Here is a 19,062-nt window from a genome sequence, read left to right on the forward strand (position 1 = left end):
GCCCCCTCCCACTCGTACCCGGCCCATTGTCCCCCGCTGCCGCGGTCGCATGCGGAGCGCGGGGTTACGGTGTTCTCGACAGACCGGGTACCTGGGGCGACACTTGTCCGGCCCCCGGGTGAGCAGCAGGCCCGACGCAGCTTCCAGGTCCCAACAGAAGGGTGTCCGAGTGTCCCGCCACAGAATCGGCTTCTGGTACCGCTTTGCGGCGGTGTTGGCGAAACCGCCGCTCGTGGTTCTGTTCAAGCGGGACTGGCGGGGAATGGAGCACATTCCGGCCGACGGCGGATTCATCACCGCGGTCAACCACAACTCCTACCTCGACCCCCTGTCGTACGCCCACTTCCAGTACAACACCGGGCGCGTCCCGCGCTTCCTCGCCAAGGCCGGCCTCTTCAAGGGCAGCTTCGTCGGCGCGGTGCTGCGCGGCACCGGGCAGATCCCCGTCTACCGCGAGAGCACCGACGCCGCCAATGCCTTCCGGGCCGCCGTGGACGCCATCAACAAGGGCGAGTGCGTGGCCTTCTACCCCGAGGGCACCCTCACCCGGGACCCCGACATGTGGCCCATGGAGGGCAAGACGGGCGCTGCCCGCGTCGCCCTGCTCACCAAGGCCCCCGTCATCCCCGTCGCCCAGTGGGGCGCCAACGAGGCCATGCCGCCCTACGCCAAGGAGAAGAAGCTCCGGCTCTTCCCCCGCAAGACCCTCAAGGTCCTGGCCGGCCCGCCCGTCGACCTCTCCGCCTACTACGACCGGGAACCCACCGGCGAGGTGCTGCGCGAGGCCACCGACACCATCATGAAGGCCATCACCGCGCTCCTGGCGGAACTGCGAGACGAGCCGGCCCCGGCCGAGCCCTACAACCTCAAGAAGGCCCGCGCCGCGGCCCGCGCGGAAGCCCACCACCGGCCGCAGGAGGACAGCAAGTGACGCGTTGCGCCGTATACGGCACCGGATCCTGGGGCACCGCCTTCGCGATGATCCTCGCCGACGCGGGCTGCGAGGTCACCATGTGGGGCCGCCGGGCCTCCCTCGTGGACGCCATCAACACCGGCCGGACCAACCCCGACTACCTCCCCGGCGTCGAGCTCCCCGCCGCCGTCCGGGCCACCACCGATCCCGCCGAGGCGGCGCGCGACGCGGCGTTCACCGTCCTGGCCGTCCCCTCCCAGACGTTGCGCGGCAACCTCACCGAGTGGGCGCCGCTGCTGGCCGACGGCACCGTCCTCGTCTCCCTGATGAAGGGCGTCGAACTGGGCACCGCCAAGCGGATGAGCGAGGTCATCGAGGAGGTCGCCAAGGTCTCCCCGGACCGGGTCGCCGTCCTCACCGGACCCAACCTCGCCAAGGAGATCGCCGCCCGGCAGCCCGCCGCCGCCGTCGTCGCCTGCCACGACGAGTCCGTCGCCAAGCGGCTGCAGGCCGCCTGCCACACCGCCTACTTCCGCCCCTACACCAACACCGACGTGGTCGGCTGCGAACTGGGCGGCGCCGTCAAGAACGTCATCGCCCTGGCCGTGGGCATCGCCGACGGCATGGGCCTGGGCGACAACGCCAAGGCGTCCCTCATCACCCGCGGCCTCGCCGAGACGACCCGCCTGGGCCTGGCCATGGGCGCCGACGCGCACACCTTCGCCGGTCTCGCGGGCATGGGCGACCTCGTCGCCACCTGCTCCTCCCCGCTCTCGCGCAACCACACCTTCGGCACCAACCTCGGCCGCGGCATGACCCTCGCCGAGACCATCGCCGTCACCAAGCAGACGGCCGAGGGCGTCAAGTCCTGCGAGAGCGTGCTCGATCTGGCCGTCCGTCACCATGTCGACATGCCGATCACCGAGACCGTCGTCGGCATCGTGCACGAGGGCAAGCCCCCCATGGTGGCGCTCAAGGAGCTGATGTCCCGCAGCGCCAAGCCCGAGCGCCACTGACCCACCCACTCCCACCAGGTACTCTCAACCCGATATGAGCAGCGAGACCTCCCCCCAGAGCCCTGCCCGGAAGCCGCGTGTCGCGGTCGTCTTCGGCGGCCGCAGTTCCGAGCACGCCATCTCCGTGGTCACGGCAGGCGCCGTCCTGCGCGCCATCGACCGCACCAAGTACGACGTGCTGCCGATCGGCATTACGTCCGACGGCCGTTGGGCGCTCACCGCCGACGACCCCGAGCGGATGGCCATCACCGACCGCGCGCTGCCCAGCGTCGAGCAGCTCACCGACTCGCCCGAGGGCGGCGTCCTGCTCCCGGTCACGCCCGCCAGCCGCGAGGTCGTCTACACCGAGCCCGGCGCCATGCCCAAGGCCCTGGGCGAGGTCGACGTCGTCTTCCCCGTGCTGCACGGCCCCTTCGGCGAGGACGGCACCCTGCAGGGCATGCTGGAACTGGCCGGCATCCCCTACGTCGGCGCGGGTGTCCTCTCGTCCGCCGTCGGCCAGGACAAGGAGTACATGAAGCTCGTCTTCACCTCCTTCGGCCTGCCCGTCGGCCCGTACGTCGTGATCCGCCCCCGTGAGTGGGAGACCGACCCGGCCGCCGCCCGCAAGAAGATCGTCGACCTGGCCGGCGAGCACGGCTGGCCGCTCTTCGTGAAGCCCGCCCGCGCCGGCTCCTCCGTCGGCATCACCAAGGTCGACGACCTCTCCGGCCTGGACGAGGCCATCGCCGAGGCGCAGCGCCACGACCCGAAGATCCTGGTCGAATCGTTGCTGCGCGGCCGCGAGATCGAGTGCGGCGTGCTGGAGTTCGAGGACGGCCCGCGCGCCAGCGTGCCCGCCGAGATCCCCCCGGTCTCCGCCCACGACTTCTACGACTTCGAGGCCAAGTACATCGACTCCGCCTCCGGCATCGTCCCCGCCCCGCTGAGCGAGGAGGAGACCCGCCGGGTCCAGGAGCTGGCCGTCCTCGCCTTCGACGCCGCCTCCTGCGAGGGACTGGTCCGCGCGGACTTCTTCCTCACCGAGGACGGCGAGTTCGTGATCAACGAGATCAACACCATGCCGGGCTTCACGCCCATCTCCATGTACCCGCTCATGTGGCAGAAGACCGGCGTCGCCTACCCCGAGCTGGTCGACCGGCTCATCCAGGCCGCCCTGCGGCGGCCGACCGGCCTGCGCTAGGGGACGGCTACTCGGCGATCCCCTCGGGGATCGTCTTCCGGATGGCTTCGGCGAGGTCCGAGAGAGCGCCGAAGCCACCGGACGTCTTCTTCGGGAGCGTGACCTCCACCGTCGCCTCGCGCAGCACCGTGGTGCAGCGCACGGAGCCGTCCTTCAGCTCCTCGGGCACCCAGCCGACCCCGTCGATCTCCACCGAACCCGTGGCCCGCGCGACCGACGCGGGCTTCGGCACCCCGCAGCGCAACGTGACCGACGGGCCGCCTCCCCAGGCGGCGGTGAAGTCCGAGACGGGATCGGTGGCACGCTTCTTGAGACCGTCCACGTCGGCGGGCAGCTCCCCGTGCAGCGCCCGGCAGAGCACCGCCTGCCGCGCCGACGGCGTGGGCACCGCCGGGCCCGCCGGTCCGTCCGTGGCAGAGCAGGCGGCACAGGCGGACAGCAGGGCGACGGCGGGCAGGCCGAAGGGCCGGCGGAGCGAGAACTTCACCGGCCGAGCATACGGGGGACCTAGATATGGACGACCGGACAGGTGAGGGTGCGGGTGATGCCCTCCACCTTCTGGACTTGCGCGACCACCATCCGGCCGAGCTCGTCCACCGTGTCCGCCTGGGCGCGCACGATGACGTCGTACGGCCCGGTGACGTCCTCGGCCTGGATCACTCCGTCGATCCTTCCGATGACTTCGGCCACGGTCGACGCCTTGCCGACCTCGGTCTGGATCAGGATGTACGCCTGTACCACGGAACCTCCAGGGCGGCTTCGAGGATCATGGGGGGAGAAGAGACGCCACGGTACCGCGTCGCCGCACGGTGCGGGGAGACCCGCGCGGCCTGCGCGGCGCGGAACACGTCACGAACAGGGCAACCGACACTCCGAGGAGGAGCTCAGTGAAAGGCACCGTGGGCGAGTTGGGGGAGTTCGGGCTCATCAGAGAGCTGACCTCCCGGCTCACCACCACCCCGGCGGTCCGGCTCGGGCCGGGTGACGACGCCGCGGTGGTCGCGGCGCCCGACCGCCGGGTCGTGGCCAGTACGGACGTCCTCCTCGAAGGACGGCACTTCCGCCGCGACTGGTCCACCGCCTACGACGTCGGCCGCAAGGCCACGGCGCAGAACCTCGCCGACATCGCCGCCATGGGCGCGGTGCCCACCGCCGTCCTGCTGGGCCTCGTCGTGCCCGCCGAGCTCCCCGCCACCTGGCCGACCGAGCTCATGGACGGCATCCGCGACGAATGCCAGGTCGCGGGCGCGGCCGTGGTCGGCGGGGACGTCGTGCGCGGCGACACCATCACCGTGGCCATCACGGCGCTGGGCGACCTGCGCAACGCCGAACCGGTCACCCGGGCCGGCGCCCGGGCCGGCGACGTCGTCGCCGTCACCGGCTGGCTGGGCTGGTCCGCGGCCGGCCTCGCCGTGCTCTCCCGCGGCTTCCGCTCGCCGCGCGCCTTCGTCGAGGCCCACCGGCGCCCCGAACCCCCGTACCACGCGGGCCCCGCGGCCGCCGCGCTCGGCGCCACCGCCATGACGGACGTCAGCGACGGCCTCATCGCCGACCTCGGCCACATCGCCGAGGCCAGCAAGGTCCGCATCGACCTGCGCACGGCCGCCATCGACGTCCCCACCCAGATGTCCGACATCGGACAGGCCGTCGGCGTCGACCCGCTGCAGTGGGTGCTGACTGGGGGAGAGGACCACGCCATCGTGGCCACCTTCCCGCCGGACGTGAAGCTGCCGGCCCGCTGGAAGGTCATCGGCGAGGTCGTCAACCCCTCCGCCCTGCCCCAGGTCACCGTCGACGGCGCCCCCTGGGACAAGGCCGGCGGCTGGGACCACTTCGGGGACCTCGAACCCGGCGAATGACGGACGGCGAGTAGATTCGGCGCATGCGCATACCCCCGAGGGTGCTCACCGTCGCCGGATCCGACTCCGGGGGCGGCGCGGGCATCCAGGCCGACCTGAAGACGATGCTCGCCCTCGGGGTGCACGGCATGAGCGCGGTCACCGCGGTGACCGCGCAGAACTCCCTGGGCGTCCAGGGCGCCTGGCCCCTGCCGGCCGAGGCCGTACGGGCCCAGGTCCGCAGCGTCGTCGACGACATCGGCGTCCAGGCCGTCAAGACCGGCATGCTCGCCTCGGCAGAGCTGGTGGAGACGGTGGCGGAGCTGCTGGCCGACGTGCCCGCGCCCGTGGTCGTCGACCCGGTGGGCATCTCCAAGCACGGCGACGCCCTGCTGGCGGCCTCCGCGCTCGACGCGGTCCGCACGAAGCTGCTGCCGCGGGCCACGGTCGCCACGCCCAACCTGGACGAGGTGGCGTGGCTGACGGGCGTCCGGGTGACCTCCGAGGCCGACCTGCGCCGGGCGGCGGACGCGGTGCTGTCGTACGGGCCGCGCTGGGCCCTGATCAAGGGCGGCCACCTGGCGGGCGAAGCCGTCGACCTCCTGACGGACGGCACGGAGGAACACCGGCTCCGGGCGCCGCGCCACGACAACCGGCACACGCACGGGACGGGCTGCACGCTGGCGAGTGCGATCGCCGCCGGGCTCGCGAAGGGGCTGCCGGTGCCGGAGGCGGTGGAGCAGGCCAAGGTCTATGTGACGGGCGCGATCGCGGCGGGCTTCGCGCTGGGCCGGGGCATAGGCCCGGTGGACCACGGGTGGACGTTTCCCCGGTCCCGCCCCTTCCCGTAACCGGGGCTCCGCCCCGGACCCCCCGTCCTCACACGAGGGGGGACAGCAAAAAGCCGGCCGCCCCGAAGGGAGACCGGCTTTCAAGGGCGGCGAGGCTGCCGCGCTACTAGCTAGTTAGCGCGAGACCTTGCCGGCCTTGATGCACGAGGTGCAGACATTGAGGCGCTTCGGCGTCCGACCGACCACGGCACGCACACGCTGGATGTTCGGGTTCCAGCGACGGGACGTACGGCGGTGCGAGTGCGAAATGTTGTTGCCGAAGCCCGGCCCCTTGCCGCAGACGTCGCAGTTGGCAGCCACGGGTCACTCCAAAGACTTCAGATGCACTTACGGGAAATCCCGGCGTGCCGGGTCGTAAGGTGACTGGCTTGCCAGGGGATGGCCTGATTTTCATCAGGCAACCGGAGCAGCATACAACGACCGCTCCTGGACAACGAAACTACCATGACCGCCCCGGACCCCGCCCGGTCCGCCCCCGGGGCGCGGCACCGGGACTACTCTGCTCCAGCACTGCCCCCCAGCCCCGAGAGTCCGAGGAGGACACAGGTGCCGCTCCCGCTGGACGCCGACGCGGTACGCGCCTGGTGCGCCCTGGCCCTCGACGCACTGGGCCGCAGCCGCGAGGAGATCGACGCGATCAACGTCTACCCCGTCGCGGACGGCGACACCGGCACCAACCTCTACCTGACCGTCGAGTCCGCCGCCCGCGCCGTCGAGGCCGTCTTCGAGGGCCACGCCACCACCGGCCCCGCCTCCCGTCCGGGCCTGGCCGAGGCCGTGCGGGCCATGGCCCACGGCGCGCTCATAGGGGCCCGCGGGAACTCCGGCACGATCCTGGCCCAGCTGCTGCGCGGCATGGCGGAAATCCTGGCCCCGGCCCGTGACGCGAGTCACCGAACCGCCGGCCCCGACGACGCGACCCCGGCCCCGGCTCCCGGCTCCGACGACGCCGCCCTGCTGCGCCGCGCCCTGCGCCGCGCGGTCGAGTCCGCCTACGAGGGCGTGGCCCGGCCCGTCGAGGGCACCGTGCTCACCGTCGCCGCGGCCGCCGCCGAGGCCGCCGCCACGACCGGCGGCGACGGGGCGGCCGTCGCCCGGGCCGCCCACGACGGCGCCGCGGCCGCCCTGGAGGCCACGCCCGGCCAGCTGGAGGTGCTCGGCCGGGCCGGTGTGGTCGATGCGGGCGGCAAGGGCCTGGTCGAGGTCCTGGGCGCCCTCGCCGCCGCGCTGGCCGGCGGGACGCCCGCCCCGCGCCCGCCGGCCGCTGCGGTCCCTCGCGGCACGCGCGCGTGGCAGACGGAAGGCTGCCCGGCCGACCTCGGCGGTGACACGTTCCCGGGAGCCGGCCCCGCCTTCGAGGTGATCTACCTGCTGGAGGCCGACGACGCCGCCGTGGCGCGCCTGCGGGCGCGGCTGGACGCACTGGGCGAGTCCCTCGTGGTCGTCGGCGGCGACGGGCTGTGGAACGTCCACGTGCACGTCGACGACGCCGGTGCCGCCGTCGAGGCGGGCGTCGACGCCGGCCGCCCGTACCGCATCCGCATCACCCACTTCGGCGGCGCCGCCGAGGAGCGCACCCGGGTCGCCGAGCCCGCCCAGCGGGCCGTCGTCGCCGTCGTGCCCGGCGCGGGCCTCGCGGCGCTGTGCGGCGAGGCCGGGGCCACCGTCGTGGCCGTCCGGCCGGGCGAGCCGCCCGCCGCCGGCGAACTGCTGCAGGCGATCCGGCGCGCCCACGCGCGCGAGGTCGTGCTGCTGCCCAACGACGCCGACCTGCGGCACACCGCCGCCGCGGCCGCCGAGCAGGCGCGCACCGAGGGCGTACGCGTCGCCCTCATCCCCACCCGCTCCCCGGTCCAGGGCATCGCCGCGCTCGCCGTCCACGAATCCGGCCGGCGCTTCGACGAGGACGTCGTCGCCATGACCGCCGCCGCCGGCGCCACCCGCTACGCGGAGCTCGTCGTCGCCGAGCGCCAGTCCTGGACGATGGCCGGCGTCTGCCAGGCCGGGGACGTGCTCGGCCTCATCGACGGCGACGTCGCCGTCATCGGCGCGGAGCTGGCAGGAACCGCCGAGACCGTCCTGGACCGCATGCTCGCGGCGGGCGGCGAAATGGTCACCCTCGTGCTGGGCGACGGCGTCCCCGACGGCGTCGCCGACCGCCTGCGCCGCCACGTGCGCCGCGGCCACCTCGCCGTGGACACCGTGGTCTACCGGGGCGGCCAGCAGGCCGCGCCCCTGCTCATCGGCATCGAGTAAGTCGCATAAGGGCCCCCCGGAGGGCATCGCACAGGGCCGCCCCAGGGCCGCCTGGGGCCCGTTGTCAGCGGCGTGGTGTGCAATAGGTTGCGTGCCCGCGCTCGACGAACCACTCAAGAAGACGCTCGGCGGCAACACCGCGAAGGTGCTGGCCGAGCACCTCGACCTGCACACGGTCGGCGACCTGCTGCACCACTACCCGCGCCGCTACGCCGAGCGCGGCGAGCTGACCCGGCTAGCCGACCTGCCGCTCGACGAGCACGTCACCGTCGTCGCGCAGGTCTCCGACGCCCGCGTGCACAAGTTCAACAACGGCCGGGGCCAGCGTCTGGAGGTCACGCTCACCGACGGCAGCGGCCGGCTGCAGCTGGTCTTCTTCGGCAGGTCGATCTACCACCACCAGAAGGAGCTGGTCCCCGGGCGCCGCGGCATGTTCGCGGGCAAGGTCGGCACCTTCCGCAACATCCGCCAGCTCTCGCACCCCGCCTACGAGATGCTCGGCAAGGACAGCGGCGCGGACGCCGTCGAGGCGTGGGCCAACCAGCTGATCCCGCTCTACCCGGCCTGCTCCCAGATGGAGTCCTGGAAGATCTCCAACGCCCTCGACGTGCTGCTCGCCTCGATGGAGGCGACCGGCTGGGAGAGCGTCGTCGACCCCCTGCCGGACGCGCTGCGCACGGGCCGCGGCCTGCTCCCGCTGCCCGAGGCGTTCCGCAAGGTGCACCGCCCCCGCTCCAAGGCCGAGATCGAGGACGCCCGGGACCGGCTCAAGTGGGACGAGGCGTTCGTCCTGCAGGTCGCCCTCGCCCGCCGCCGGCACGCCGACTCCCAGCTGCCGGCCGTGCCCCGCAAGCCGCTCGCCGACGGCCTGCTCGCCGCCTTCGACGCCAGGCTGCCCTTCACCCTCACCGACGGGCAGCGCAAGGTCTCCGCCGAGATCTTCGACGACCTCGCCACCGAGCACCCCATGCACCGCCTGCTGCAGGGAGAGGTCGGCTCCGGGAAGGCGCAGCCGCTCGACTCCCAGGTGTTGACACCCACCGGCTTTCGTCTGATGGGCGACCTCCAGGCTGGTGACCAGGTCGTCACCCCCTCAGGCGAGATCGCGTCGATCAGTGGTGTCTTCCCGCAGGGCGAGCGGGAAGTGTGGCGCCTCGTGCTCTCCGACGACACCGTCGTCGAGTGCGACGACGAGCATCTGTGGATCGTCGCGACGAGCTGCTCCTGGCACAGGGGAGACGAGCCGCAGATCCTCACGACTCGGCAGATGCGTGAAGATCTTCACAAGCCCAATGGCTCGTCCAAGTGGTACCTGCCCGCGGCGACACCAGTGGATCTTGAGCGGGTGGGAGAGGCGCCGCTCGATCCCTACGTCATGGGTGTGCTGCTGGGGGACGGCACCTTCCGACACAATCTCGCCTTCTCGACCATGGACGAGCAGATCGTCGAGGCTGTTCGTGCCGCACTGCCCGAGCCGTGCGTGGTCGTGCCCAAGCAGGACTCCCGGTGCGACTACCTCGTCCGGCTGCCCGGGCCGACCGGAGGCGTCCGGCGAAACCCCGTGATCCAGGCGCTGCGTGACCTGGAGCTGTGGGGAGCGACCTCGCACACCAAATTCGTCCCCGATGCCTACAGGACAGCACCGGTCAAGGACAGGCTCGCTGTCTTGCAGGGGCTGATGGACACGGACGGCACCGTCGACAAGAACGGGTACAGCGTTTCCTTCTGCTCGGTGTCCCGGGCATTGGCCGAGGACGTGGCCTGGCTGGTGCGATCCCTGGGAGGGCGGGCCCGGGTCCTGCCGAAGAAGCAAGCATTCAACGTGTCTGTGGCCATGCCCACGGAGTTCACGCCGTTCCGGCTCGAACGCAAGGCAGCGCGCCTTGTGGAACGGCGCAAGTACAACACCTTCCGTAGGGGAGTCCGGTCTATCGAGCACGTCGGCAGAAAGCCGGTCCAGTGCATCAGTGTGGATCATCCGGATCGTGCCTATGTGACGGACAATTTCACCGTCACCCACAACACCATGGTCGCCCTGCGCGCCATGCTCGGCGTCGTCGACACGGGCGGCCAGGCCGCGATGCTCGCCCCCACCGAGGTCCTCGCCCAGCAGCACCACCGGTCCATCACGGAGATGATGGGCGACCTCGCCGAGGGCGGCATGCTCGGCGGCGCCGAGCACGGCACGAAGGTGGCCCTGCTCACCGGCTCGATGGGCACCGCCGCCCGCCGCCAGGCGCTGCTCGACCTCGTCACGGGCGACGCCGGCATCGTCATCGGCACGCACGCCCTCATCGAGGACACCGTGCAGTTCCACGACCTGGGCCTGGTCGTCGTCGACGAGCAGCACCGCTTCGGCGTCGAGCAGCGCGACGCGCTGCGGGCCAAGGGGCACTCCCGGGGGGAGCGGCGGACGCCGCACCTGCTGGTGATGACGGCGACGCCGATCCCGCGCACGGTCGCCATGACCGTCTTCGGCGACCTGGAGACGTCCGTCCTCGACCAGCTCCCGGCCGGCCGCTCGCCCATCGCCACCCACGTGGTCCCCGCCAGGGACAAGCCGCACTTCCTGGCCCGCACCTGGGAGCGGGTGCGCGAGGAGGTGGAGGGCGGCCACCAGGCGTACGTCGTCTGCCCGCGCATCGGCGACGCCGAGGACGAGAAGCCGGCCGCGAAGGCCGCGGCCAAGGGCGAGGCGGAGGGCGAGCGGCGGCCGCCGCTCGCCGTGCTGGACGTCGCCGCGCAGCTCGCCGCCGGGCCGCTGGCCGGCTTGCGCGTGGAGGTGCTCCACGGGCGGATGCAGCCGGAGGCGAAGGACGACGTCATGCGCCGCTTCGCGGCCGGCGAGGTCGACGTCCTGGTCGCCACGACCGTCATCGAGGTCGGCGTGAACGTGCCCAACTCCACCGTGATGGTGATCATGGATGCGGACCGCTTCGGCGTCTCCCAGCTCCACCAGCTGCGCGGCCGGGTGGGCCGCGGCTCGGCCCCCGGGCTGTGCCTGCTGGTCAGCGAGGCGTTCGAGGCGAGCCCGGCGCGGACCCGGCTGGACGCGGTCGCACGCACGCTGGACGGCTTCGAGCTCTCCCGCATCGACCTCGAACAGCGCAGGGAGGGCGACGTGCTCGGCCAGGCCCAGTCCGGCGTCCGCTCCAGCCTGCGGATGCTCACCGTCATCGACGACGAGGACGTCATCGCGGCCGCCCGCGAGGAGGCCGGCGCGATCGTCGCCGCCGACCCCGAGCTGGCCGCCCTGCCCGCCCTGCGCACCGCACTGGACGCCCTGCTGGACCGGGAGCGGGAGGAGTTCCTCGACAAGGGATGAGCCCCGGCGGCACCCGCAGCGCCCGCGCACGGCCGACGCCATACGCTGAAGGGTGCGGCGGCCCCCGCCGCACCGTCACCCCACCGCGAAGGACTCGACACCCATGACCCGCGTGATCGCCGGCACCGCCGGCGGACGCCGCCTGGCCGTGCCACCCGGCACCGGCACCCGACCGACCTCCGACCGGGCGCGCGAGGGCCTGTTCTCCACCTGGGTCTCCCTGCTCGGCACCCTGGACGGCGCCCGGGTCCTGGACCTGTACGGCGGCTCGGGCGCGGTCGGACTGGAGGCGCTCTCGCGCGGCGCCGCGCACGTCCTGCTGGTCGAGGCCGACGCCCGCGCGGTGAAGGTCATCCGCGACAACGTCCGCGCCATCGGCATGCCGGGCGCCGAGGTGCGCAGCGGCAAGGCCGAGCAGGTCGTCGCCGGCGCGCCGCCGGCGGCCCCGTACGACGTGGTCTTCCTCGACCCGCCCTACGTCGTCGGCGACGACGACCTCCGCGAGATCCTGCTCACACTCCGCACCCGGGGCTGGCTCGCCGACGATGCATTGGTCACCGTGGAGCGGAGCACCAGGGGCGGGGAATTCCGCTGGCCGGACGGCTTCGACGCACTGAGGGCCCGTCGCTACGGCGAGGGGACGCTTTGGTACGGTCGCGCCGCCTCGGCGTGCACTGCCGACACCGAGTCAGGCACGTCATGAATGGACCGGAGAGCGAGGAACCACCGTTGCGCCGCGCCGTCTGTCCGGGGTCGTTCGACCCCGTCACCAATGGACACCTCGACATCATCGCCCGCGCTTCCAAGCTGTACGACGTGGTGCACGTCGCCGTGATGATCAACAAGTCGAAGCAGGGCATGTTCACCGTCGACGAGCGGATAGAGCTGCTGCGGCAGGTCACCGCCGAGTACGGCAACGTGCGGGTGGAGTCCTTCCACGGCCTGCTCGTCGACTTCTGCAAGCAGCGCGACATCCCCGCCATCGTCAAGGGCCTGCGAGCCGTCAGCGACTTCGACTACGAGCTGCAGATGGCCCAGATGAACAACGGCCTCTCGGGCGTCGAGACCCTGTTCGTGCCGACCAACCCGACCTACAGCTTCCTCTCCTCCAGCCTGGTCAAGGAGGTCGCGGCCTGGGGCGGCGACGTGTCCCACCTGGTGCCGCCGCTGGTGCTGGAGGCGCTCGACGAGCGGCTCGCCCGGCCCTGACGATCTGACGATTCATCAGTAGCTGTGGCGCCGGGGTCCCCGGCCGTACAGTCGTCCCGTTCGGTAGCGGCGGCCGCGAGGCCCCCCGGGAGCAAGAAGGCGGCGAGCGCCCACGTGGACGTCCAGAAGAAGCTCGACGAGATCGTCACGACCGTCGCCGGAGCCCGTGCCCTGCCGATGTCGGCGTCGTGCGTGGTGAACCGGGCCGAGCTGCTGGCCCTGCTGGAGGAGGTCCGGGCCGCCCTGCCCGGCTCGCTGGCCCAGGCGCGGGAGGTCATCGGCGGCCGTGAGCAGCTCGTCGCCGACGCCCGCGAGGAGGCCGAGCGCATCCTGGAGTCCGCCCGCGCCCAGCGCGGCAGCCTGATCTCCGACACCGAGGTCGCCCGCCACTCCCAGGAGGAGGCCGACCGCATCCTCGCCGAGGCCCGCCGGGAGGCCGAGGAGATCCGTGCCGGCGCCGACGACTACGTCGACGGCAAGCTCGCCAACTTCGAGGTCGTCCTCACCAAGACCATCGGTTCCGTCGACCGGGGCCGGGAGAAGCTCCTGGGCCTGCCCGGCGACGCGGCCGGGGACTTCGACGCCGACGCACCCGAGCGCAGCGGCGACCCCGCCACCCAGCGCCGCAGCGCCGACGCCTACGTCGACGCCAAGCTGGGTGCGGTCTCCGCCGTGCTGGCCAAGACCCTGGAGGCCGTCGGCCGGGGCCGCGAGAAGCTCCTCGGGGCCCGCCCCGCCGACGAGCTGGGTGCCCACATGGCCGCCCAGGACGGCCTGCGCGCGCCGGGCCGCCCCACCAGCGACGCCGACTTCCTCGCCGAGCTGGCCGCGCCCCAGGAGGCGCCGCACCGGCCCTATGCCCCGCCCCAGGAGGCCCCGCAGCCCCAGGAGCCCGTGTGGGCCGACTACGCCACCCCCGCGGTGGTCCACCCCGCCCAGCAGGACCCCTACGGCTATCCCCAGCAGCAACAGCACTACGTGCCCCACACCGACCCGTACGCGGTCCAGGGCGGCTACCAGCAGCCCGATCCGTACGCCTGGCACACCCAGGACGGCGGGCAGGCGTACGGGGCCGCCGAGGGCTACGCGGAGCCGCTGCAGCAGCCCCACCAGGTGCACCAGCCCCAGCACCCCCAGGGGCAGCAGCAGGGCGCGGCGCTCGACGAGACCAGCCTCTTCGACACCTCGATGATCGACCTCGACCAGCTCAGGCGGTACGAGCAGGGGCGCTGACGGCCCGCCGTCCGGCGCCGCCCGGGTGCGGATTGGGCCCACGGCGGCCCGTCCAGTATCCTGGCTCTTCGGTCGCGTGTACGTCCGCGATCCGGGCTGCCCTTTATGTGCTCCGTGCACCCAGGGGGCCGCCTCACCGCAGCGTAGAAAGCAGGAAGCCCTGAACGCCCGCCTCGACCCCCGTAACCCTCTCGTGTTCGATACGCGCGAGCTGGGCCGGCGTCCCGGTGCGCTGAAGAGGGTCTCCCGCTCCGTCCCCGCCCCGCAGGACCTCGGCATCGAGGTCATCGGCGTGCCCGAGGGCGCGGCGCTGGAGCTCGACCTCCGGCTGGAGTCGGTCATGGAAGGGGTGCTCGTCACAGGCACCGCCCGTGCACCGCTCACCGGGGAGTGCGTAAGGTGTCTGGAGCCGCTGGAGCGAGAGCTCGAAGCGGACTTCCAGGAGATGTTCTCCTACCCCGACGCCGACGACCGGAGCCGCCCCGCGGACACCGGCGACGACGCCGAGGACGATGAGGAGGACATGCTCTTCCTTGAGGCCGACTTGTTCGACCTCGAACCCGTGCTGCGGGACGCGGTGGTGCTCTCACTGCCGCTGCAGCCGGTGTGCCAGGAAGACTGCCCTGGCCTGTGCTCCGAGTGCGGGGCACGGCTGGCGGACGACCCGGACCACCACCACGATGCCGTCGACATCCGTTGGGCGGCACTGCAGGAGCTCGCTGGTTCCGACCAGGACGGCGAGAAGGACAACGCACCCCGTGCCAACGGGGATGACTCACAGGAGAAGTAGCCGTGGCTGTTCCGAAGCGGAAGATGTCGCGCAGCAACACGCGCCACCGCCGGTCGCAGTGGAAGGCTGCGGTCACCCCCCTGGTGGCGTGCGAGCGCTGCCACGAGCCGAAGCAGCAGCACATCGCGTGCCCCAGCTGCGGCACCTACAACAAGCGCCAGGTCCTCGCGGTCTGATCGGCGGGTGACAGGCTTCATGTCAGACGCCACTACGCCGAAGAAGGCGTCGGCGGACACGGCCTCGTCTCACACGCTTCTGGAAGGGCGGCTCGGGTACAACCTTGAGTCCGCCCTTCTGGTGCGTGCGCTGACGCATCGTTCCTACGCGTACGAGAACGGCGGCCTGCCCACCAACGAGCGACTGGAGTTCCTCGGGGACTCGGTGCTCGGCCTGGTGGTCACGGACACGCTGTACCGCATCCACCCCGACCTGCCCGAAGGCCAGCTGGCCAAGCTGCGGGCCGCGGTGGTCAACTCGCGCGCACTGGCGGAGGTCGGCCGCGGCCTCGACCTCGGCTCCTTCATCCGGCTCGGCCGGGGCGAAGAGGGCACGGGCGGACGGGACAAGGCGTCGATCCTCGCGGACACGCTGGAAGCGGTCATCGGTGCGGTCTATCTCGACCAGGGGCTCGAAGCCGCTGCCGAGCTGGTGCACCGGCTCTTCGATCCGCTGATCGAGAAGTCCTCGAACCTCGGCGCCGGCCTGGACTGGAAGACCAGCCTCCAGGAGCTGACCGCAACCGAGGGCCTCGGTGTGCCGGAGTACCTGGTCTCCGAGACCGGTCCCGACCACGAGAAGACCTTCACGGCTGCTGCCCGCGTCGGTGGTGTCGCGTACGGCACCGGCACCGGCCGCAGCAAGAAGGAAGCGGAGCAGCAGGCGGCCGAGTCCGCCTGGCGCGCCATCAACAGTGCCGCGGAGGCACGCCTGGCGGCCGACAAGGCCGCCGCCGAGGAGGCCGCCGCAGCGGGGGGCACCGAGCCCACCGCCTGATGGCGCCGCTGCGCCGTCCACACGATCCCGGAACGCCGGGCGGGTCCCACGGGCCCGCCCGGCGTTGCCGGAATCGGACGCACCCCCTGTACGGATCCCAGCCTGCGGAGGAACACCGGTGCCCGAGCTGCCCGAGGTCGAGGTCGTCCGCACCGGCCTGGAGCGCTGGGTGTGCGGGCGCACGGTCGCCGCGGTGGAGGTCCTGCACCCCCGGGCCGTCCGGCGCCACCTCGCCGGGCCCGACGACTTCGCCGCCCAGCTGACCGGACACCGCCTGGGCACGGCACACCGCCGCGGCAAGTACCTCTGGCTGCCGGTCGAGCCCCCCGTGCACAGCCCTGACAGCGCGGCCGCCCCCGGCCGGGCCGTCCTCGCCCACCTGGGCATGAGCGGGCAGCTGCTGGTGCAGCCCCAGGGTTCGCCCGACGAGAAGCACCTGCGCATCCGCTTCCGCTTCGCCGACGCCGAGGCCACCGAGCTCCGCTTCGTCGACCAGCGCACGTTCGGCGGCCTCTCGCTGCACGACACGGTGCCCGGCGACCCCGACGGCCTGCCGGACGTCATCGCCCACATCGCGCGCGACCCTCTGGACCCGGCCTTCGACGACGACGCCTTCCACGCCGCCCTGCGCCGGCGCCGTACCACCGTCAAGCGCGCCCTGCTCGACCAGTCGCTGATCAGCGGCGTCGGCAACATCTACGCGGACGAGGCGCTGTGGCGCACCCGCCTGCACTACGACCGGCCGACGGCCGGCCTCACCCGGCCGCGCACGGCCGAGCTGCTGCTGCACATCCGTGAAGTCATGAACGAGGCGCTCGCGGCCGGCGGCACCAGCTTCGACAGCCTCTACGTCAACGTCAACGGCGAGTCCGGCTACTTCGACCGCTCGCTGGACGCCTACGGGCGGGAGGACGAGCCCTGCCGTCGCTGCGGCACGCCCATGCGCCGCCGCCCCTGGATGAACCGCTCCAGCTACTTCTGCCCGCGCTGCCAGCCCGCGCCGCGCCCCGCGCGCTAGCGACCGACGGGCGCTAGCGCCCCGCGTCGTAGCGCTCCCGGGCCGCCATGACCTCCGGCATCCGCTCCTCCAGCAGCTCGATCAGGCCCAGGAGCCGGTCGGCGGTCTCCCGCCCCAGCGGCGTCAGCCGGTAGTCCACCCGCGGAGGGTTGGTCTGCTGTGCCTCGCGGTGCACCAGCCCGTCACGCTCCAGCGCCTGGAGCGTCTGCGCCAGCATCTTCTCGCTGACGCCCTCCACCCGCCGGCGCAGCTCGTTGAAGCGCAGCGTGTCCTCGCGGAGCGCGCCGAGCGTGAGGCTGCCCCAGCGACCCGTGACGTGCCCCAGGGTCTCGCGCGACGGGCAGTTGCGCGCGAAGACGTCGAAGGGCAGCTGCTCGTCCAGGCCGTCGTGCGTCGTCATGAGAACACCATACTGCGACGCAGCGCTAACCAGTGGGTTGCGCTATCAAAAAGTTAGTGCTTTCCTGTGGTCACCCATTCAGCGCAACCGCCTCCTGGAGTCCTCCCGTGACCACCCCTGTCGTCTCCATCGCCTACCACTCCGGCTTCGGCCACACCGCCGTGCTCGCCGAGGCCGTCCGGACCGGTGCCACCGAGGCCGGCGCGACCGTCAACCTGATCAACGTCGCCGAGATCACCGAGGCCCAGTGGGAGCAGCTCGACGCCTCCGACGCGATCGTCTTCGGCTCGCCCACCTACATGGGCACCGCCTCCGGCGCCTTCCACGTCTTCGCCGAGGCCACCTCCAAGCGCTGGTTCACCCGCGCCTGGCAGGACAAGATCGCGGCCGGCTTCACCAACTCCGCCTCCAAGAGTGGCGACAAGCTGCACACCCTGCAGTTCTTCACCGTCCTCGCGGCCCAGCACGGCATGCACTGGGTGGGCCTCGGTGCCATGCCCGGCTGGAACAGCTCCACGGCCTCCGAGAACGACCTCAACCGCCTCGGCTTCTTCCTGGGTGCCGGCGCCCAGACCAACAACGACCAGGGCCCCGAGGGCGTGCACAAGGCCGACATAGCCACCGCCGAGCTCCTCGGTCGCCGCGTCGCCGAGCAGACCCGCGTCTACGTCGCGGGCCGCGCCGCCCTCTGACGCGCACCCCGCTGCCCCGGCCGGACGACACGGCGGTCGTCCGGCCGGGGCAGCGGTGCGGGAGCGGTGGTCAGTAGCCGAAGTCCTGCGTCCAGTAGGGGCCGTTGCCGCCGTGGTGGACGCCCACGCCGATGCTCTTGTAGTCGCAGTTGAGGATGTTCGCGCGGTGTCCGCTGCTGCGCATCCACGCGTCCATCACCGTGCGGGCGTCCGGGTGGCCGCGCGCGATGTTCTCCCCGCCGAGGTTCTTGATGCCGCGCTTGCCGGCCCGGTCCCAGGGGGTCCTGCCGTCGGGGTCGGTGTGGTCGAAGAAGCCCCGCCGGGCCATGTCGTCGCTGAACGACTGGGCGAGACGGGTGAGCGTGCCGCTGGCCCGCAGCGGGCGGCATCCCGCCTTCGCCCGCTCGGCGTTGACCAGGGCGAGCACCAGGTGGGCGGCGGAGGAGCGGGGATCGGCGAGCGTGCCGTGCACGCGCGTCTCCGTGCCGTCGTCGCCGGCTGCCGCACCGGATGCCGCGGCGTGCGGTCGCGGTGTCGTACGGGCCGGACGCGGGGCGGGGGAGTCCTGCCGCGGTGCGGCGTCGGTGTGCTCGTCGGCCGGTGCCGCGGAGGGCGGTGCGGACAGGGCGTCGGCGGGCGGGCGCTCGGCGCCGCGGCTGGCGGGGACGTCCTGCCGGAGGCTCGCCCGTGCCATCCGCCGGGCCTCGGCCCCGGCCTCCTGCCCCGGCTGGTCGCGCTGGTCCGCCCGGTCCGCCGGGGCGGCGGCGGGCCGGGAACGCTGGTCCGCTCCCGGGGGCGGGCTGTCGGGGCGCACCTGACCCGTGGCGCCCACGCCGGGGGAGGTGCCGGCCTCGCCGCCGGGGGAGAGGGCGCCGGTGGGCAGCAGGCCGGAGACCATGGCGACCGCTCCCATGGCCACGGCGGCGGAGGCGCCCAGGAAGCCGGTCCGCCGGGCGGGTGGTGCAGCCTTGGCGGGCCGGGCGGCCTTCGGGGGCTTCACGGTCTTGGCGGCCCGGCCGGCGGCCGCTCCGGTCGCACCGGCCTTGGACCGCTTGGGGCGGTGCGGGCTCCGGTGGCGCCCCGCGCCGGAGGGGTGGATCACGGGAAGGGGCTGGGTGACGGCTTCGGCCGGGTCCTCGGCCTCGAACGCCGGTGCCGACTCGCCGGCCACGGGTGCCCGGGCTTTCCGGGCATTCGCTGCCGCCTCTTCGGCGGTCGCGCGGGCAGAGCGTCGATGGCGACCCATCCGCTGCCTTCCTCACGTGTTCGGCGTCAAAGTGCGTCACTCGTCCGGGGGAGCCTTATGTCGCCGCGACTGTACGGCACGGGTTGCCGGGCCGAAGTG

20 protein-coding genes are annotated in these 19,062 nt (G+C 72.7%); 15 read left to right on the plus strand and 5 right to left on the minus strand.

The features are described from left to right. Positions 1-169: 169 nt before the first annotated feature. Genes IE182_RS13225 through IE182_RS13235 form a run of 3 tightly spaced genes read left to right on the plus strand, consistent with a single transcriptional unit; the run spans position 170 to position 3,112 of the window. Positions 170-931: a lysophospholipid acyltransferase family protein gene (locus IE182_RS13225; protein ID WP_190109964.1), complete on the plus strand. Its 762-nt coding sequence runs from the start codon at positions 170-172 to the stop codon at positions 929-931. Continuing rightward, positions 928-1,929 (plus strand): NAD(P)H-dependent glycerol-3-phosphate dehydrogenase, encoded by a 1,002-nt coding sequence (locus IE182_RS13230; RefSeq protein ID WP_190109965.1) that lies wholly within the window; start codon positions 928-930, stop codon positions 1,927-1,929. Before IE182_RS13225 ends, IE182_RS13230 begins: the two co-directional genes overlap by 4 nt. Positions 1,930-1,963: 34 nt before the next feature. After that, complete coding sequence (locus tag IE182_RS13235) at positions 1,964-3,112, plus strand: D-alanine--D-alanine ligase family protein (protein ID WP_190109966.1); 1,149 nt, start codon at positions 1,964-1,966, stop codon at positions 3,110-3,112. Between the two features lie 7 nt (positions 3,113-3,119). On the opposite strand, the gene IE182_RS13240 is transcribed toward IE182_RS13235, so the two are convergent. Both IE182_RS13240 and IE182_RS13245 read right to left on the minus strand, forming a co-directional pair. Beyond that, positions 3,120-3,599 (minus strand): DUF3515 domain-containing protein, encoded by a 480-nt coding sequence (locus IE182_RS13240; RefSeq protein WP_190109967.1) that lies wholly within the window; start codon positions 3,597-3,599, stop codon positions 3,120-3,122. A gap of 20 nt (positions 3,600-3,619) precedes the next feature. Beyond that, positions 3,620-3,853 carry an Lrp/AsnC ligand binding domain-containing protein gene (locus IE182_RS13245; RefSeq protein WP_190109968.1) on the minus strand — a complete coding sequence of 78 codons (234 nt, stop codon included), beginning with the start codon at positions 3,851-3,853 and terminating at the stop codon, positions 3,620-3,622. A gap of 146 nt (positions 3,854-3,999) precedes the next feature. Between IE182_RS13245 and IE182_RS13250 the strand changes: the two genes are divergently transcribed. Further along, positions 4,000-4,971: a thiamine-phosphate kinase gene (locus tag IE182_RS13250; RefSeq protein WP_190109969.1), complete on the plus strand. Its 972-nt coding sequence runs from the start codon at positions 4,000-4,002 to the stop codon at positions 4,969-4,971. A gap of 23 nt (positions 4,972-4,994) precedes the next feature. Next, positions 4,995-5,801 carry a bifunctional hydroxymethylpyrimidine kinase/phosphomethylpyrimidine kinase gene (gene thiD / locus IE182_RS13255; RefSeq protein WP_190109970.1) on the plus strand — a complete coding sequence of 269 codons (807 nt, stop codon included), beginning with the start codon at positions 4,995-4,997 and terminating at the stop codon, positions 5,799-5,801. Positions 5,802-5,915: 114 nt separating this feature from the next. On the opposite strand, the gene rpmB is transcribed toward thiD, so the two are convergent. After that, entirely contained in the window at positions 5,916-6,101 is a 186-nt protein-coding gene (rpmB, locus tag IE182_RS13260; protein ID WP_003957616.1) for a 50S ribosomal protein L28, read from the minus strand. Positions 6,102-6,347: 246 nt separating this feature from the next. Here rpmB and fakA point away from each other — a divergent pair, with 246 nt between their 5' ends. From fakA to mutM, 9 genes are all read left to right on the plus strand, one after another. After that, complete coding sequence (gene fakA / locus IE182_RS13265; RefSeq protein ID WP_229844770.1) at positions 6,348-8,057, plus strand: DAK2 domain-containing protein; 1,710 nt, start codon at positions 6,348-6,350, stop codon at positions 8,055-8,057. A gap of 82 nt (positions 8,058-8,139) precedes the next feature. Then, entirely contained in the window at positions 8,140-11,382 is a 3,243-nt protein-coding gene (locus tag IE182_RS13270) for a helicase-related protein (protein WP_190110050.1), read from the plus strand. A 103-nt stretch (positions 11,383-11,485) separates the two neighbouring features. After that, entirely contained in the window at positions 11,486-12,085 is a 600-nt protein-coding gene (gene rsmD, locus IE182_RS13275) for a 16S rRNA (guanine(966)-N(2))-methyltransferase RsmD (RefSeq protein ID WP_190109972.1), read from the plus strand. Beyond that, complete coding sequence (coaD, locus tag IE182_RS13280) at positions 12,082-12,591, plus strand: pantetheine-phosphate adenylyltransferase (RefSeq protein ID WP_190109973.1); 510 nt, start codon at positions 12,082-12,084, stop codon at positions 12,589-12,591. The genes rsmD and coaD overlap by 4 nt, the downstream gene beginning before the upstream one ends. 114 nt (positions 12,592-12,705) lie before the next feature. After that, positions 12,706-13,824: a F0F1 ATP synthase subunit B gene (locus IE182_RS13285; protein WP_190109974.1), complete on the plus strand. Its 1,119-nt coding sequence runs from the start codon at positions 12,706-12,708 to the stop codon at positions 13,822-13,824. 193 nt (positions 13,825-14,017) lie between these two features. Next, a complete protein-coding gene (locus IE182_RS13290; RefSeq protein WP_190109975.1) occupies positions 14,018-14,614 on the plus strand; it encodes a YceD family protein in 597 nt (198 codons plus the stop codon). A 2-nt stretch (positions 14,615-14,616) separates the two neighbouring features. Then, a complete protein-coding gene (rpmF, locus tag IE182_RS13295) occupies positions 14,617-14,790 on the plus strand; it encodes a 50S ribosomal protein L32 (protein ID WP_086575354.1) in 174 nt (57 codons plus the stop codon). Between the two features lie 19 nt (positions 14,791-14,809). Beyond that, positions 14,810-15,607, plus strand: coding sequence for a ribonuclease III (rnc, locus tag IE182_RS13300; protein ID WP_190109976.1), 798 nt, complete (start codon positions 14,810-14,812; stop codon positions 15,605-15,607). Between the two features lie 118 nt (positions 15,608-15,725). Further along, complete coding sequence (gene mutM, locus IE182_RS13305; protein WP_190109977.1) at positions 15,726-16,625, plus strand: bifunctional DNA-formamidopyrimidine glycosylase/DNA-(apurinic or apyrimidinic site) lyase; 900 nt, start codon at positions 15,726-15,728, stop codon at positions 16,623-16,625. Between the two features lie 13 nt (positions 16,626-16,638). Here the strand turns inward: mutM and IE182_RS13310 are convergent, their stop codons facing one another. After that, positions 16,639-17,025 (minus strand): winged helix-turn-helix transcriptional regulator, encoded by a 387-nt coding sequence (locus IE182_RS13310; RefSeq protein WP_190109978.1) that lies wholly within the window; start codon positions 17,023-17,025, stop codon positions 16,639-16,641. A gap of 107 nt (positions 17,026-17,132) precedes the next feature. On the opposite strand from IE182_RS13310, the gene IE182_RS13315 reads away from it, so the two are divergent. Then, the gene (locus IE182_RS13315) at positions 17,133-17,717 is read left to right on the plus strand and encodes a flavodoxin family protein (RefSeq protein ID WP_190109979.1); all 585 of its coding nucleotides are present in this window, start codon (positions 17,133-17,135) and stop codon (positions 17,715-17,717) included. Between the two features lie 70 nt (positions 17,718-17,787). Here IE182_RS13315 and IE182_RS13320 read toward each other — a convergent pair whose 3' ends face one another. After that, positions 17,788-18,888 carry a CAP domain-containing protein gene (locus IE182_RS13320; RefSeq protein WP_229844773.1) on the minus strand — a complete coding sequence of 367 codons (1,101 nt, stop codon included), beginning with the start codon at positions 18,886-18,888 and terminating at the stop codon, positions 17,788-17,790. Positions 18,889-19,062 lie beyond the last annotated feature (174 nt).

It is taken from the genome of Streptomyces cinnamoneus (assembly GCF_014650495.1).
Classification (GTDB): domain Bacteria; phylum Actinomycetota; class Actinomycetes; order Streptomycetales; family Streptomycetaceae; genus Streptomyces; species Streptomyces cinnamoneus.